The sequence below is a fragment of the Polyangium sp. y55x31 genome (assembly GCF_029946505.1).
In the GTDB taxonomy this organism is placed as follows: Bacteria; Myxococcota_A; Polyangia; order Polyangiales; family Polyangiaceae; genus Polyangium.
Map to the genome: position 1 here is coordinate 111,619 of NZ_JARZHG010000031.1, position 15,520 is coordinate 127,138.

The 15,520-nt window shown below is 67.6% G+C and carries 13 protein-coding genes; 8 read left to right on the top strand and 5 right to left on the bottom strand.

Annotated features, from left to right (window positions below):
• Positions 1-37: 37 nt before the first annotated feature.
• Complete coding sequence (locus tag QHF84_RS37270; RefSeq protein WP_281318302.1) at positions 38-2,050, top strand: alpha-1,4-glucan--maltose-1-phosphate maltosyltransferase; 2,013 nt, start codon at positions 38-40, stop codon at positions 2,048-2,050.
• The gene (gene treS / locus QHF84_RS37275; RefSeq protein WP_281318303.1) at positions 2,047-5,361 is read left to right on the top strand and encodes a maltose alpha-D-glucosyltransferase; all 3,315 of its coding nucleotides are present in this window, start codon (positions 2,047-2,049) and stop codon (positions 5,359-5,361) included. Before QHF84_RS37270 ends, treS begins: the two co-directional genes overlap by 4 nt.
• A 6-nt stretch (positions 5,362-5,367) precedes the next feature.
• On the opposite strand, the gene QHF84_RS37280 is transcribed toward treS, so the two are convergent.
• On the bottom strand, positions 5,368-5,751 hold the full coding sequence (locus QHF84_RS37280) for a hypothetical protein (RefSeq protein ID WP_281318304.1): 384 nt from the start codon (positions 5,749-5,751) through the stop codon (positions 5,368-5,370).
• Positions 5,752-5,963: 212 nt separating this feature from the next.
• On the opposite strand from QHF84_RS37280, the gene QHF84_RS37285 reads away from it, so the two are divergent.
• Genes QHF84_RS37285 through QHF84_RS37305 form a run of 5 tightly spaced genes read left to right on the top strand, consistent with a single transcriptional unit; the run spans position 5,964 to position 10,793 of the window.
• Positions 5,964-6,758, top strand: coding sequence for an HAD family hydrolase (locus QHF84_RS37285; RefSeq protein WP_281318305.1), 795 nt, complete (start codon positions 5,964-5,966; stop codon positions 6,756-6,758).
• 3 nt (positions 6,759-6,761) lie between these two features.
• The gene (locus QHF84_RS37290) at positions 6,762-7,847 is read left to right on the top strand and encodes an ABC transporter ATP-binding protein (protein ID WP_281318306.1); all 1,086 of its coding nucleotides are present in this window, start codon (positions 6,762-6,764) and stop codon (positions 7,845-7,847) included.
• Positions 7,844-9,115, top strand: a complete 1,272-nt coding sequence (locus tag QHF84_RS37295; RefSeq protein WP_281318307.1) for an ABC transporter substrate-binding protein — start codon at positions 7,844-7,846, stop codon at positions 9,113-9,115. The genes QHF84_RS37290 and QHF84_RS37295 overlap by 4 nt, the downstream gene beginning before the upstream one ends.
• On the top strand, positions 9,112-9,990 hold the full coding sequence (locus QHF84_RS37300) for a sugar ABC transporter permease (RefSeq protein ID WP_281318308.1): 879 nt from the start codon (positions 9,112-9,114) through the stop codon (positions 9,988-9,990). Before QHF84_RS37295 ends, QHF84_RS37300 begins: the two co-directional genes overlap by 4 nt.
• Positions 9,987-10,793 (top strand): carbohydrate ABC transporter permease, encoded by an 807-nt coding sequence (locus QHF84_RS37305; RefSeq protein ID WP_281318309.1) that lies wholly within the window; start codon positions 9,987-9,989, stop codon positions 10,791-10,793. The genes QHF84_RS37300 and QHF84_RS37305 overlap by 4 nt, the downstream gene beginning before the upstream one ends.
• 22 nt (positions 10,794-10,815) lie before the next feature.
• On the opposite strand, the gene QHF84_RS37310 is transcribed toward QHF84_RS37305, so the two are convergent.
• The 3 genes from QHF84_RS37310 to QHF84_RS37320 all read right to left on the bottom strand — a co-directional run bounded on the left by QHF84_RS37310 (position 10,816) and on the right by QHF84_RS37320 (position 12,699).
• The gene (locus QHF84_RS37310) at positions 10,816-11,421 is read right to left on the bottom strand and encodes a pentapeptide repeat-containing protein (protein WP_281318310.1); all 606 of its coding nucleotides are present in this window, start codon (positions 11,419-11,421) and stop codon (positions 10,816-10,818) included.
• A gap of 112 nt (positions 11,422-11,533) precedes the next feature.
• Entirely contained in the window at positions 11,534-12,187 is a 654-nt protein-coding gene (locus QHF84_RS37315) for a hypothetical protein (RefSeq protein ID WP_281318311.1), read from the bottom strand.
• A gap of 65 nt (positions 12,188-12,252) precedes the next feature.
• Complete coding sequence (locus QHF84_RS37320; protein ID WP_281318312.1) at positions 12,253-12,699, bottom strand: hypothetical protein; 447 nt, start codon at positions 12,697-12,699, stop codon at positions 12,253-12,255.
• Between the two features lie 103 nt (positions 12,700-12,802).
• On the opposite strand from QHF84_RS37320, the gene QHF84_RS37325 reads away from it, so the two are divergent.
• A complete protein-coding gene (locus tag QHF84_RS37325; protein WP_281318313.1) occupies positions 12,803-13,993 on the top strand; it encodes a hypothetical protein in 1,191 nt (396 codons plus the stop codon).
• Between the two features lie 12 nt (positions 13,994-14,005).
• Here the strand turns inward: QHF84_RS37325 and QHF84_RS37330 are convergent, their stop codons facing one another.
• Entirely contained in the window at positions 14,006-15,430 is a 1,425-nt protein-coding gene (locus QHF84_RS37330; RefSeq protein WP_281318314.1) for a hypothetical protein, read from the bottom strand.
• Positions 15,431-15,520 lie beyond the last annotated feature (90 nt).

Below are 15,520 nucleotides of genomic sequence, written 5' to 3' on the forward strand. Positions count from 1 at the left end.
ACAACCGCCCACCCCCGAGGCGCATCGAAGCGCCTCGGTGGATCTCGACAAGCTCCCTGAAGAAGGCCGCCGGCGTGTGCAGATCGAGCGCGTCCGTCCCGAGATCGACGGCGGACGCTTCCCGATCAAGCGAATCCTCGGCGATCGGATCGACGTCTCGGCCATCGTTTATGCCGACGGGCACGATCTGCTCACCGGCTCGCTTCTCTATCGCCCCGCGCCTTCCATCGGCGACCCCGATCCGCCCTGGCTCTCCGTCCCCCTCGAAGCCACGGCAGAGCCCGATCGATTCGTCGCTTCGTTCATGCCCGACACGCTCGGCGTCTGGCAATACACCGTCGAGGCCCTGATCGATCGATTCGGCACGTTTCGGCGCGACCTCAAAAAGCGCGTCGAGGCGGCGCAGGACGTCTCGGTCGACATCCTCGACGGCGCGACCCTGCTCGAACAGGCCGCCAAAGACGCGACCGGCGACGACGCCCGCTCCCTCGCGGACGTGGCCGCGCGCCTGCGCGACGACACCATTTCGCTCACGGAGCGAATCACGCTCGCGCTCGACAGCGGCCTCTGCATGGCCGCCGCGCGCCACCCCGATCGCCGCCTCGCCTCGCGGTATCCGGGCATCCTCGAGGTCGTCGTCGACCCCGAAAAGGCCCGCTTCTCCTCCTGGTACGAGCTCTTTCCCCGCTCCTTCGGCGAAGGCGGCCGCCACGGCACCTTCGCCGACGCCGAGGCGCGATTGCCGTACGTCGCCGACATGGGCTTCGACGTCCTCTATCTCCCGCCGATCCATCCGATTGGCCAGACGAACCGCAAAGGGAAAAACAATACCCTCATCGCGGAGCACGGCGACGTCGGCAGCCCCTGGGCCATCGGCGCGCCCCAGGGCGGGCATACCGCGGTGCACCCCTCGCTCGGCACCCTCGACGATTTCGACAGGTTTTTCCAGGCCGCACAACGCCTCGGCATCGACGTCGCGCTCGACGTCGCCTTGCAGGCCTCGCCGGATCACCCCTGGGTCCACGAGCATCCCGGTTGGTTCCCGCGCCGCGCCGACGGCACGGCCCGGTATGCCGAGAATCCGCCCAAGAAATACCAGGACATCCACCCCTTCGATTTCGAGACCGAGGAGTGGCCCGAGCTCTGGCGCTCGCTCGAAGGCATCTTCCGGTTCTGGATCGCCCGCGGCGTCCGCTTCTTCCGGGTCGACAACCCGCACACGAAGCCCCTGCCCTTCTGGGAATGGGTCATCCGCTCGATCAAGCGCGACCACCCCGAGGTCGTCTTCCTCTCCGAGGCATTTACACGCCCCGCGCTCATGTACGGCCTCGCCAAACGCGGCTTCACCCAGTCGTACACCTATTTCACCTGGCGCGTCTCCAAGGACGAGATCACGTCCTACATGCACGACCTCACGAAGACGGAGATCGCCGAGTTTTACCGGCCGAACTTCTGGCCGAACACGCCCGACATCCTGCCCGAGCACCTGCAGAACGGCGCGCCCGCGGCATTCCTGATCCGGCTCGTCCTCGCCGCGACGCTGTCGAGCTCGTACGGCATTTATGGCCCGGCGTTCGAGCTCATGGAGCACAAGCCCCCGCGCGAGGGCGCCGAGGAATATGCGTACAGCGAGAAATACGAGCTCCGCCGCTGGGACCTCCGCCGCCCGGACAGCCTGCGCCCCATGATCACGCGCATCAACCGCATTCGCATGGAGCACCCCGCGCTCGGGCGCAACGACAATCTCCGTTTTTTCCACACCGACAGCGACCTCGTCCTCGCGTATGGCAAGACGCACGTGGACGACACGCTGATCGTCGTCGTCAACCTCGACCCGTATCATCGCCACGGCGCGTGGGTCGAGCTCGATCTGCCGGGCCTCACGGACGCGGGGCGCGGCTTCGAGGTCCATGACCTCCTGAGCGGCGCGCGTTATACGTTTCGAGGGAAGCGAAACTGGGTCGAGATCGACCCGCGGACGTCGCCCGCCTGTGTCTTCCATGCACGGAGGCTCGCCCGCAGGGAGAACGATTACGAGTATTTCCTATGAAGCGTGATCCCCTCTGGTACAAGGACGCCGTCGTCTACGAGCTGCACGTCCGCGCGTTCAACGATCAGAACGGCGACGGGATAGGGGATCTCCCGGGGCTCGTGCACAAGCTCGATTACCTCCAGGACCTCGGCGTCACGGCGATCTGGCTCCTGCCGTTCTACCCTTCCCCGCTCCGCGACGGCGGCTACGACATCGCGGATTACACGGGCGTCAGCGAGAGCTACGGCACGCGCGACGATTTCGCCCGCCTGCTCCGCGAGGCCCACGACAGGGACATCCGCGTCATCACCGAGCTCGTCCTCAATCACACGTCGAGCGAGCACGCCTGGTTCCAGCGCGCGCGCCGCGCCCCGCCCGGCCACCCGCACCGCGATTTTTACGTCTGGAGCGACGCGCCGAACCGCTTCGAGGAGGCGCGCATCATCTTCCAGGATTTCGAGAGCTCGAACTGGGCCTGGGATCCGGTCGCGCGGGCCTATTACTGGCACCGCTTTTATGCCCACCAGCCCGACCTCAACTTCGACAACCCCGCCGTCCACGAGGCCTTGCTGGAGGTCGTCGACCACTGGTTCGACATGGGCGTCGACGGCATGCGCCTCGACGCCGTGCCCTACCTCTACGAACGCGAAGGGACGAACTGCGAAAACCTCGCCGAGACGCACGCGTTCCTGAAGAAGCTCCGCGCCCACATCGAGGCCCGCTACGAGGGCGGACGTATGCTCCTCGCCGAGGCGAACCAGTGGCCCAGCGACGCCGCCGCGTATTTCGGCGCCGGCGACGAGTGCCACATGAACTTCCACTTCCCGCTCATGCCGCGCATGTTCATGGCGGTCGAGCTCGAAGACAGCTTTCCGATTGTAAATATCCTGCGGCAAACCCCGGCGATCCCCGAGTCCTGCCAGTGGGCGACGTTCCTCCGGAACCACGACGAGCTCACGCTCGAAATGGTCACCGACGAGGACCGCGATTACATGGTCAAGGTCTACGCCGAGGAGCGCAACGCGCGCATCAACCTCGGCATTCGCCGCCGCCTCGCCCCGCTCATGCGCACGCGCCGCCGCATCGAGCTCATGAACGCCCTGCTCTTCTCGCTGCCGGGCACGCCCGTCCTCTATTACGGCGACGAGATCGGCATGGGCGACAACATCTTCCTCGGCGACCGCGACGGCGTCCGCACGCCCATGCAATGGAGCTCCGACCGCAACGCCGGTTTTTCGCGGTGCAACCCGCAGAGGCTCTACCTGCCGGTCATCGTCGACCCCGAGTACCATTACGAGGCCGTCAACGTCGAGGCCCAGCAGGCGAACTCCGCGTCGCTGCTCTGGTGGATGAAGCGGCTCATCGCCCTGCGCAAGCAATACGAGGTCTTCGGCCGCGGCTCGATCGAATTCCTCCACCCCGACAATCACCGCGTCCTCGCCTTCATCCGCTCCCACAGGGACGAGCATGTACTCGTCGTCGCGAACCTCTCGCGTTATGGCCAGTACGTCGAGCTCGACCTCTCGCGATTCCGCGGCATGGTGCCCACGGAGCTCTTCGGTCGGACCCGCTTCCCCGAGGTCGAAGGCAAATACCCGCTCTCGCTCGGGCCGCACGATTTCTTCTGGTTCGGCCTCGAACGCACCGCGCCGCTCACGATCGCGGAACGCGAGCGGCTCCCGGTCCTGCTCGCCTACCAGACCATCGAGAGCCTCGTGAAGCGACCCGAGGGGCGGCGCGCGCTCGAGCGCGTCCTCTGCAATTACCTCGCGGCGCGGCGGTATTTCCGCAGCAAGGGCCGCACGCGTTCGAGCGCCTCGATCCTGGACGCCATTCCCCTCGGCGCCCCCGAGGCCCCGCTCGCGTGGCTGCTCTTCGTCCGCGTCGATTTCGCCTCCGGGCCCCCGGAGACGTACGTCCTGCCCATCACCTTCGCCTCGGGCGAGCGCGCGCGCGAGATTGAAGAGAACGCGGCCCACGCCGTCATCGCAGCCGTCCGGCTGCACGTGAGCAATGGCCACACCGAGGTCGTCGAAGGCACGCTCATCGACGCGCTCGTCGACCCCGATCTCACGAATGCGCTCCTCGCCTACGTGCGCCAGGGCGCGAGATTCGCCGGAATGCGCGGCGAGCTCCGGTTCACCCCACACCCCTTCCTGCAAAGCGTCCCGGAGGAGGCCACCGAGCGCGGCCGGCTCCTCTCGGCCGAGCAATCGAACAGCATCGTCGTGTATGGCGAGTCCGTGATGCTCAAGCTCTTCCGCCAGGTCGAGGAGGGCATTAATCCCGAATTCGAGGTCCAGGCGTTCCTCGACGCGCGCGGCTACCCGAACGTCCCGCGGCTCGGGGGCGCGATCGAATACCAGGCCACCGGGCGCGACCGGACGGTGCTCGCGATGGTCCAGCAATGGGTGCCGAGCCGGGGGAACGCATTCCAGGCCGCGCTCGAATCCCTCGACCTCTTCTTCGAGCGGGTCCTCGCCGACGAGGCCACGCGCGCCGGCGCCACGCCGACGCTGCCGCGAGGCACGTTCACCGAGCGCGCGCGGACGCCGCTACCGTCGCTCGCGCACGACCTGCTCGGCGCGCAAGGGGTTTGGCTGAACAAACTCGGCCAGAGAACGGCCGAGCTCCACACGACGCTCGCGGCCGACACGACCGACACCACGTTCGGCCGCGAGCCCTACTCCACGCTGCATCAGCAATCGCTTTATCAAGCCGCGCACACGATGCTCGCGCGCACCTTCGACGCGCTTCGCCGCCGCGCGCACACCTTGCCGGAGGGCGTGCAGGAGCTCGCGCGGGAGCTCACGCGTCGCGAGGACGAGGTCGATCGGCGGTTCAAGGCAATCGGCGCGCGCAAGGTCGACGCCACGCGGATCCGTTGTCACGGCGACTTCCACCTCGGCCAGGTCCTCTTCACCGGCGAGGATTTCATCTTCATCGATTTCGAGGGCGAACCCACGCGCCCGCTCGCGACGCGCCGCTACCGCCGCACGCCGCTCCGGGACGTCGCCGGCATGCTCCGCTCCTTCGATTATGCGGCGGCCTCCGCCCTCGCCTCGGGCCGCGCGCGGCCCGAGGACCGGCCCGTGCTCGAACCCTGGACGAACGCCTGGGTCGCGTGGGCCGAGGCCGTTTACCTCGGCGGCTACCTCGGCGCGGCCGCGGGGAGCGAGTTCCTCCCGAAAAACGATCCCGACACCGACCTCCTCCTCGATTTTTACGTCCTGGAGAAGTGCATCTACGAGATCGGCTACGAGCTCGACAATCGCCCCGATTGGATCGCCATCCCGCTCCGCGGCCTCGCGCGTATGCTCGAAGGATGACGCTCGCTACAGCGTGCCCTCCTTCTTGAAATACGTGCGCGCGTGGGCGGCGATCTGCTTGTCGGTCGGGTGATCCATGGTCTCCACCGCGACGACCCTCGATTTCAGGTCCTGGTGGTGGCTCTCGAGGTGCCGGACGAACTCGACCTTCGCGTTCGCCGGGCCGACGACGAGGATCTCCTCGGTGCCGGCGAGGTGCGTCGCGACGTCGTGATAATAATGCTGGTCCTCGCCCGCGTGCCCCGACGAAGCCGTCGGCCCCGCCTTGCGGTGAAGCTTCGTGTGCGCGTGCGGCGACTTGATCACCTCCCCGGTATAACTCTCGGGCGTGAGGTGGAAAATGTGGGCCTCATTGTGATCGAGCCAGACGACGGCATGTCGGGTGTTCATGGGAAAGCTGCCTTCGCAACGAGCGTGCCGCGGAGCCGGTCCACGTAAAACGCCGGGGAAAACACGCGCACGCGGCGGATCCATGTCCCGGAGGGACGCAAGCCGCGTCCCGAAAGAACGCAAGGCGTGCGTGGCGGCGCAAGGACTGCGACGGACGCGTCCGCTCGCTGGCCGTATGTCCCGCCGCGCCGCGGATGTGGTAGGGGGAGACCGTGCAGGAAGGTCGAACCCCGATCCAAGAGACCCCCGAGGGCGTCGTTCGGCGCCTCGCGGCCGCGCGCGCGGCGCTCCCGCGCGAGGAGGACCCGGTCCTCGCGTTCGACGCCGACGGAACGCTCTGGAGCGGCGACGTCGGCAACGATCTGTTCGAGGCGTTGATCGCCGAAGAAGCGGTGCGCGAAGAGGCGCGCGCGGCGCTGCTCGTCGAAGCCCGAGAAGCCGGCACGAGCGCCGATGGCAGCACGACCGACATCGCGCAAGGCCTTTACCGCGCGCTCGCAGGCGGCACGTATGAAGAAGTGCGCGCCTTCGCCATGATGGCCTGGGTCTTCGCGGGGTTTTCCCTCGCAGAAGCGGAGAGCTTTGCCCGGCGCGTCGTCGCTGCGCGGGGCCTCGACGCGCGGCTGCATCGATTTCTTTCGCCCGTCCTTGCCTGGGCCGAAGCCGAACAGGTGCCCGTATGGGTGGTCTCGGCTTCGCCGCGCTGGATCGTCGAGATTGGCGTCGCTCTCCTCGGAATCCCGGCGAATCGCGTCGTCGCCATGACGCCGCGTTTGCAGGACGGGCGCATCGCGGCCGAGCTCGCCGGGCGGCCTGTGTACGGCGATGACAAACCCGTCGCGCTGCGCGAGGCTTGCCCCGGCGGCACGCTGCTCGGCGCATTCGGGGATTCGAGTTACGACGTGCCCATGCTCGCGGCTTCACGCGTGCCGGTCGGGGTGCGGCCGAAGGCGGGATTGCTCGCGCGCGCGGCCGAGGTGCCGAGCCTCGTCGTCGTCGGTACCTGAGCCATGGCGACGATCGAGCTTCGTGGCCTCGTCCGCCGGCACCCCGGCACCGAAATCCCCGCCCTCGACAAACTCGATCTCGACGTGCGCGACGGCGAGATGCTCGTGCTCGTCGGCCCCTCCGGTTGCGGCAAATCGACGACGTTGCGCCTCGTCTCGGGGCTCGACAAGCCCGACGCGGGGACGATCCTGATCGACGGGCGCGACGTCACGCACGTCGCGCCGCAGGATCGGGACGTCGCGATGGTGTTTCAGGGGTATGCCCTTTATCCGCACATGAAGGTGCGCGAGATCCTGGCATTCCCTCTCAAAATGCGCGACGTGCCGCGGCCGGAGCAGGAAAAAAAGGTCCTCGAGGCGGCGGAGATGCTCGGTTTGTCGAAGCTCCTCGATCGACGTCCGGGGGAGCTGTCGGGCGGGGAGCGGCAGCGGGTCGCGATGGGGCGAGCGATCGTGCGGTCGCCGAAGGTGTTTCTTTTCGACGAGCCGCTCTCGAACCTCGACGCCGCGCTCCGGGCGGAGCTGCGTGTCGAGCTCGCTTCGCTCGTGCGCAGGCTCGGCGTGACGAGCATTTACGTCACGCACGATCAGGTCGAGGCCATGACGATCGGCGATCGCATCGCCGTGATGAAGAGCGGCGTGCTCCAGCAGGTGGGGACGCCGAAGGACATCTACGAGGCGCCGGCCAATGTCTTCGTGGCCTCGTTCCTCGGGACGCCGGCCATCAATCGCATCGAGGCGACGTACCACGCGGGGACGATCGAGGCGCCGAGCCTCCTTTTTTCGGTGCCGATGACGCTCGGCCTGCCGAACCGTGTCGTCGTGGGGATCCGGCCGGAGCACGTATCGATCGTGAAAGACAAACCACGCCCGGACGACATTCCGATCTCCGCGAAGGTCGTGCACGCCGAGCCGCTCGGCGCCGAGACGTACCTTTACCTCGACGCATCGGGGACGAGGATCGCGGCGCGTATGCCCGGCTGGGGGACCTTTTCGCCGGGCGATACGCTCGTCGCCGCGGTCGAGCCGCGCCATTGCTTGTTCTTCGATGCCCAGACGGGCCGAAGGGTCGCGGAGGCGCGAGGATGAGCGTGCGCCTCGGGCGCAGGGACGCGCTCCTCACGCTCGCCTCGTCGTTCGCCGCCCTGGCGGGGGCGGGCTGCGCGCGCGGCGGCAAAGACGGCGAGGCGTCACTCTGGTTCGCGTACGGCGGCACGAACCGCGAGGTTTTGCTCTCGCTCGTCGATCGGTTCAACGCCGAGCAAACCACGTATCGCATCAAGGCCATTTACCAGGGCGATTACTTCGAGGCCCTGGCGAAGCTCCGCACGGCCATCGCGGCGCGCGCGGCGCCGGCGCTCACGCACGTCGTCGGCGAGGTCGTGCCTTACCTCGCACAGGCCGGGACACTGCTGCCCGTCGACGAAGCGAACCACGTGACCGGCGACATCGTCCCCGCCCTCGGGCAAACCGGGTGTTTCGTGCGCGGCGGCGAGCGGCCCATCGTCTGCGCGCCGTTCAATCGGTCGACGCCGATTGCGTATTACAACCGCGCGATCTTCGACGAGCTCGGCCTGCACCCGCCGACGACCTGGAAAGAGCTCGAATCCGTGGCCCGCGCGGCGACGGTCCGGGCGAACGATGGCACCGTGACGCGCCACGGATTCGCCTGCCCCATCGATTGGTGGTTCTGGGTGGCGCTCGTGGGGCAGGCGGGCGGGACCGTCGTGGAGAATGACGGGGCGCCGTCGCTCGGCGGCGAGGCCGGGGTGCGCGCGCTCGAATTCTGGCAGCGGCTCGTGCACGAGGAGCGCACGATGAAGCCGCCGCCGGGCCGCGATTACAATGCCTGGCAGGCGACGAACACCGATTTCCTCGCGGGCCGGGTGGCCATGATCTGGACCTCGACCGCGTTCCTCAAGTACCTCGAGACGAACGCGAAGTTCCCGGTCGGCGCCGCGCCGCTGCCGGGGGACGTGCGGAAGAGCGTGCCCACGGGCGGCACGATGTTCGTCATTCCAGCCGCCTCGGCGGAGCGCGAGCGCCCCGCGGCCCACGCGTTTTTGCAATGGATGATGCTCCCGCGGCAGGCAAACGAATGGGCCACGCGGACGGGGTATCTGCCCGTGTCGCAAAAGGGGCTCGCAGAGCTCGAAGCGAGCGGATATTACGACGCGCACCCGAATGACCGGGTCGCGCTCGATCAATTGAAGGACGCCTTCGCGTGGCCGTGGGCGCCGTCCTTGTTCCGCATCCAGCGCGAGGCGGTGCAGCCGCGGCTCGAAGAGGCGGTCCTCGCCAGGCGGGACGCGCGTGCGACGCTCGACGAGGCGCGCCGCGCGGCGAGGGAGCCATGAAGCCGAAGCGCCCGCTCGATCCCTACCTCTTCCTCGCCCCGACGGCGCTCGTGCTCGGCCTTTTCTTTTTCTGGCCGCTCGCGCTCGTCTTCAAGAACAGCTTTTACCGCTGGGACATGCTCACGCCCCCCGAATGGGTGGGCACGGCCAATTACGCACAAATCCTCGCGAGCGGCGAGCTCTGGGGCACGATCGGGCGGACGCTCTCGTACAGCGTCGTGGTCGTCGTCGTTTCGCTCGCGCTCGGGCTCGGCCTCGCGCTCGCGCTCGATCGACCCGGGAAGCTTTATGCCTTCGTGCGGGGCGCGGTCTTCAGCGCGTACGTCGTCTCGTGGGTCGCCGTGGCCCTGCTCTGGATGTGGATCCTCGACGCGGACGGCGGGCTGCTCTCGACGCTCTGCCGCGCAATGGGCATCACGCCCAAGAACTGGCTCGGTGATCCCGCGGTCGCGCTCTACACGCTCGCGGCCGTGAGCGTCTGGAAAATCACGGGGTATTCGATGGTGATTTTCCTGGCGGGATTGCAGGACATCCCGCGCTCCTTGCACGAGGCCGCGGCGCTCGACGGCGCCGGGCCGTTTTCGCGGTTCCTCCACGTCACCTGGCCCATGCTGCGCCCGAGCGCCTCGTTCGTCGGGACGACCAGCCTCATTCTCTCGTTCCAGGCCTTCGACGTGGTCCGCGTGATGACCCAGGGCGGGCCCGTGAAATCGACGACGGTCTTCGTCTACGCGATTTACGAGCACGTCTTCGTGAACCTGCGCGTGGGGCGGGCGAGCGCGATGACCGTCGCGTTTTTCGTGCTCCTGCTCGGGCTCACGGCCTTGCAGCTCGGTTCCTGGCGGCTCGGCAAGACGGGCGCGAGGCGCGCATGAGACCCGCCTTTTCGCGTGTCCTGCTCGCCGTCGTGGCCCTGCTCTGGCTCGGGCCGTATGCGTGGATGGTGCTGACCTCGCTCCGGACCTTGCCGGAAATCGTGGCGGCGCCCGCGTGGCCGATCCCGAAATCGATCCAGTTCGAGGCCTACCGCGAGGTCCTCCGGACGATCCCCGTCGGCCGTTATTTCCTCAACACGACAGCCATGGCCGTGGCCATCGCGCTCCTCCAAATCCTGCTCGCATTGCCCGCGGGATACGCGCTCGCCAAATTGCATTTCGTCGGCAAGAAGGTCGCGTTTGCCCTGGTGCTCGCGTGCCTCCTCATTCCGGCGCAGGTCACGTTCGTCCCCGTCTTTTCGATGCTCGGCCCGATCGGCCTCGTGAACACGTTCGCGGCGCTCATCCTGCCGTTCGGCGTGAGCGCGCTCGGGACGTTCCTCGTGCGGCAAGCGCTGCTCTCCGTGCCCGACGAGATGATCGAGGCGGCGCGGCTCGACGGCGCGAGCGAGCTTCGCATCGTCTACGGCCTGCTCGCCCCGATGTTACGGCCGACCCTCGCGTCGCTGTTCCTCTTCAGCTTCGTCTTTCATTACAACGATTATTTCTGGCCGCTCGTCATGACGACCGACGACGACGTGCGCACCTTGCCCCTCGCTGTCGCCCTGCTCCGCGAGCAAGGCACCGGCGTGCGCTGGCACATCGTCATGGCGGGGAACGTGATTCTGAGTTTGCCCGTCCTCGCGCTCTTCGCGGCGGTACAGAAGCAAATCCTTCGGGCGGTGACGGCGCGGGTCGGGTAACGACCGCCGCCGGGCGGCGCGTTCATGCGTCTCGTTGCTCGCCGAAGCCGAGCACGTGCATGCCAAACGAGGTCGCGAGGAGGATCGCCGTATCGAGCGGGACGTGGGCGCCCTTCACCTTGTTCCTCGCCGGATCGACGAACAGGTCCGAGCAGCGGGGGAACTGCGCATTGCGAAGGTCGCACTCGTCGAAGCGCGTCCCCCCAAATCGGCACTCCTCGAACACGGCGCCGGAGAGGTCCGTCGCCGCGAAGACCGCCTCGGTGATTGCACACCGCGTGAAGCGTGTCTTGCGCAGCGCGAGCGAGTCCATCACGGTGTACCGGAGGTCGCAGTCCTCGAACGACACGTCGGGGAACTTTGCGATCTTCGTCCAGTTGATCCCCATCAGCTTGCAAGCCTTGAACGTCACGCCCCGCAGCGAGAGCATGGTGACGTCCGCTTGACGCAAATCACATTCCTCGAACGTGCAGCCCTCGAGCCGCGTCCGCGTCCATCGGCCCTCGCTGAGCCTGGACCGTCGAAATACGCAGTAGGAAAACTCGCGATCACGGAGGTCCGCTCGTTCGAGCGTGACCTTGTCGAATGTCTCGCCGTCGAACGAACTCTTGCCTTCGAATGGATTCACATCCCCTCCACGAACGTCATGGGCCGGACACGATTGCCGCATGCCGCGCGTGTTGTCAACGACAACGATTCGCAGGGAGGGAGGCGCTCCGTGACGTCGCGTTCCGCCGCACCTATGGTTTTTCCCCGGGCTTCTTCGGTGCCTTCCCGGCCATCTCGTCCCGCATAAGGAATTGCTCCTGCGTGAGCTCTCCCATGACCTCGGGCGTCCGTCCCTTGCGCTCGGGCGCGTAGTCGAGCAGCAGCGTATCGTAGTCCCGAACGAACTGCGCGCCCGCCATGAGCCCCGCGACCCCCGCGCCCACCGCGCCCACCGTCACGGCCGCTGCGGCCACCGACCGCCGCACCCGCCGCCTGCGCACACCCACGGGACAATCGTCCGTCATCACCGTCCCGTCCTTGCGCTGGAAGTACCGGACGCAGAGGTTGCCCTCCTTCTCGCGAATGAGCTGCTCGGCCTCCTGCGCCGTCAGGGCCGAGAGGTTGTAGACGTTCTTTTCACAAGACGGGCAGAAGCGCGTGCGATCGTCGCCCACCATCGAAGCCCAATCGGCCGGGCAGGGGGCCGCGACCTCGACCCGCGAAAGCAAGGGCAAGCGCCGCTTCTCTTCGAGCCTTCGATTTACGTCCGCGAGCTCCTTGCCGAGGTCGGCTTCCTCGCGCGTCAGGTCTTCGAGCTCGCGCCGCTGCGCCTCGATTTGCTGGAGGCGGCCCTCGATTTCAGCCTTCTTCGTCTGCAGGGCGTGCTCGTCGTCGCGGTAGGCCATGGCCCTTCGACCCGCGATCGAGCGTCCGGGTTTGCGAGGGCGAGCAACTTTTCGTGGCGGCGCGCTCAGTTGCGGGTGTTCAGCGGATCCTTGCGCGTCGAGACCAGGAACGGGTTCACCATGCCCGCCGGCACCGTCGTCCCCGCCGCCTGGGTGGCCGGCGTCTCGGGGTTCTTGCGCGGGAGCGGGCGCGGCAGGGGCTTCGGCGTGGGCAAGGGCCGAGGCTCGGGCTCGGCGACCAGGCTGAGGGCGAGCTCGATCGAGGCCTTGGCCTTGGCGATCTGGGCGAGCGCATTCGCGCGCTCCCGGGGGCGGGCCGCGCTGGCTTGCTCGATCTCCTGCTCGGCGCGCTCGAGGAACGTGAATCCCCGCGCGAGCTTCAGCCGCGTGATCTGCTCGGCCGTCGGGAGATCCGCGTCACACGCGGCCGACTCCTGCACGGCGCCCCGGCCGACGACGACGACGAGCGCTCCCGCGAGTACCAGGGTCGAGACCTTCCACACGTTCACCATCGCTGCTCCCTCCTCCGCGCGCGAACGTCGCGCGATCGCCACGTGGCGAGGTCGGGCCTTTCTGTGACCAACTTTTTTCCGGGACGAGGATATCCTCGCCGCCATGACGGCCCTGTCCGCCCCGAGGTCCACGGAAGAGAAGTCCGGGACGAGCGCAAGGCGCCCGCTCGCCGACGTCGCCGCCCTGAAGGACCGCCGCTTCCTTTCGATGTTGCCCGTGATCCTGTGCGCGATGGCGCTGCCGTTCGCGGCCCGCTTGCTCGAGCCGATGTGGATCGACGCCTCCGCGGTGGCCCAGGCGCGCTTCTTCGCGCGGCTCTGCGTGGTCTTCCTCCTGCTCGCGTGTTTTCCGGCCGTGTTGATCCTGATTCGCCTCGGCGTCACGGACGTGACCGCGGGGCAGCACCGGACGCTGCTCGCGATTTACCCTGCCCTGACCTCGATCTGGCAGAGCATCGTCGGCCTCGACGGCCTCGTCCTCGTCGCCTGGCCCGCCAAGCTGGCCCTGCCGCATTTCGTCTTCGACGTCGTCCTGTCCGTGCTGTCGGCCGTGCTCATTCCGTTCGTCTTGCACCACCAGGCGTGGTTTTACGGGTTCGACGCGGATTCATTGCGCAGGGCGCGCGAGGTGCTCCGGAGCGAATCCGTCGAAGGCGCGACGCGGCCGCTCGATACGCTCGATTATCGGGTGCTCCAGCTCGTCGGCAAGAGCGGGAGCGACATCGCGCGGGTGATGATCAACGACATGGGCATCGGCCACCGCGACCTCATGCTGCGATTGCAGAAGCTCGTGGCGCTCGGCTACCTCGAGCTCGTCGAGGAGATGCACGGGCCGCAGGTCGTCCTGACGACGCTCGCCACGGATACGCTCGCCTTGCCGGTCTCGCTGTTCACGTGGGACACCGACGATCGGGAGACCTTGCGCGAGCTCGCCTCGGCGCGGCTCTCGCTCGAAGCACGCGAGCCGCAACGGGTCGTCGTGGCGTGCGCGCGGCTCGCCGAGATGATGCTGAAGCGACTCCTGTCGCGGGTGACGCCGCCCGTGACGCAGGTCGGCGGAAAGGACATCGGCAAGGCGACGCTCGGCGAGCTCGTGCAAGCGTGCCGGCAGCACAAGCGGATCGGGAAGTTCGAGGACAGCGTGTTCGGCGCGATCAACGAGCGGCGAAAGAAGATCCACGCACGCGACAACGAGGAGCCGATCGACGATCAGGATGCATTCGTGATTTATACGCTCACGGAGATCGTGGCGCGCGAGGTGCTCCGGCGCGGGGACGAAGCGCCGGCCGATTGAAGCGCGCCGCGGTCAGGGCGAGAGCTCGACGAAAAACGCGTCGAACCCGCCGGCGCTCTGGGGCTCGTGGAGGACGCCCGCGAGCTTGCTCTGGAAGCCGCCGACGAGCAGCGGTCGGCCCGTCAAAGGGGAAACATCGACGGCGGTGATCCCCTGCGCCCAGCCGTCGCCATAGTCGTGGCCCCAGACCACCTCGAGGGTGCCGCCCCGCAGCTTGAAGGCGCAAGCGTCGGCGTCGAACCCGCCCGACGTCTGGAGGACCGTGATGCCGAGCTGGAGCTGCTGCGAGAACGTGCAGCCAATGACGACATCCCCGGCCGGATCAAACGCGACGCCCGTGCCGGCCTGGATGCCGGGTCCCTGGAAAGCCGCGCTCCGGAGGAGCGCGCCGTCCACCGGCGAATAAAACGCGGCGACCATGTCCCATACCATGTCATTGTTCGTGTATTGCTTGCCGAGGAGGTCCATCGCCCCGCCGCGGAAATTGCCGACGAGCGCGATTTCACCGCTCTTCTCGGAGATGTCGATCGCGTCGACGAGCTGATCACCCGGCCCGCCCATCCGCTGCGCCCATCCCACCTCGCCCGACGCCGCGTCGAGGCGCGCGAGGAACATGTCAATCCCCTGGGTGAGCGCATTCTCGATCGGCCCGAGGGAGCTCTCCCCCTCCATGCGCCCGGCCGCGATGACGTCGCCGTCGTTCGTGACCGCGAGCGCGTAGACCGCCTGAAACCCCTCGCCGAGCACCGGCACCTGCCAGCGGAACGTGCCATCGGGCTTGTACGACACCACGAACCCGTCGCCCATCCCCAAACCCTCGAGCGCTTGCCCTTCCTTGCCGCCGAAATTCACCACCCCCGCGAACGAGCCGCCGAGGTACACGTTGCCCTCCGGATCGAACACGACGGCGTGCGCCGCCTGGTAGGCCTGATCCCCGAAGGCCTTGACGTATCGGAGCGCGCCCTTCGCGTCGAACACCGCAAGGAACGCGTCCCGTGAGTTCGACGTCGAGGAGAACGACTCGATCCCGAGCTGGAGCGTGCCATTGAAATAACCGGCCACCGCGACGTCCCCGTTCGGCGCAACCGCGAGGCCCGCGATCTGGACGAGCGAGCCATCCGGCCCCGGCACGAACTTGCTGGACCAATCCTCGATCTGCCCTTCCGGGCTGCGTCGGGTGAGCAAGGCGCGGCCCTCTTTCGGCGTGCCGTCGCCCTCCGTCGCGCCCGAACCGAAGCCGCCCAGAAACACCACGCCCTCGTTCGAGGCCGCGACGGCGTGGAAGCCGTCGTCCTTCGGGGTGACGACCCCGTGCGTGACGGAAACAGGCGTCCCGGTGCAAGTCACCGCCGGGGTGCAGCCCTCGCCCAATCCCGGTGGAGGCGGCGGCTCGTACTGCGTGACCGTGCATCCCCCCACGGAAGCGAGACCCGACATGACAACGACCGCAAGCGCAAGCTTCCTCATACGCCATCTCCCGTCGAGCGCGGGCCGTCGCCTTCCGATCGGCGCGGGCTCGACGCAATG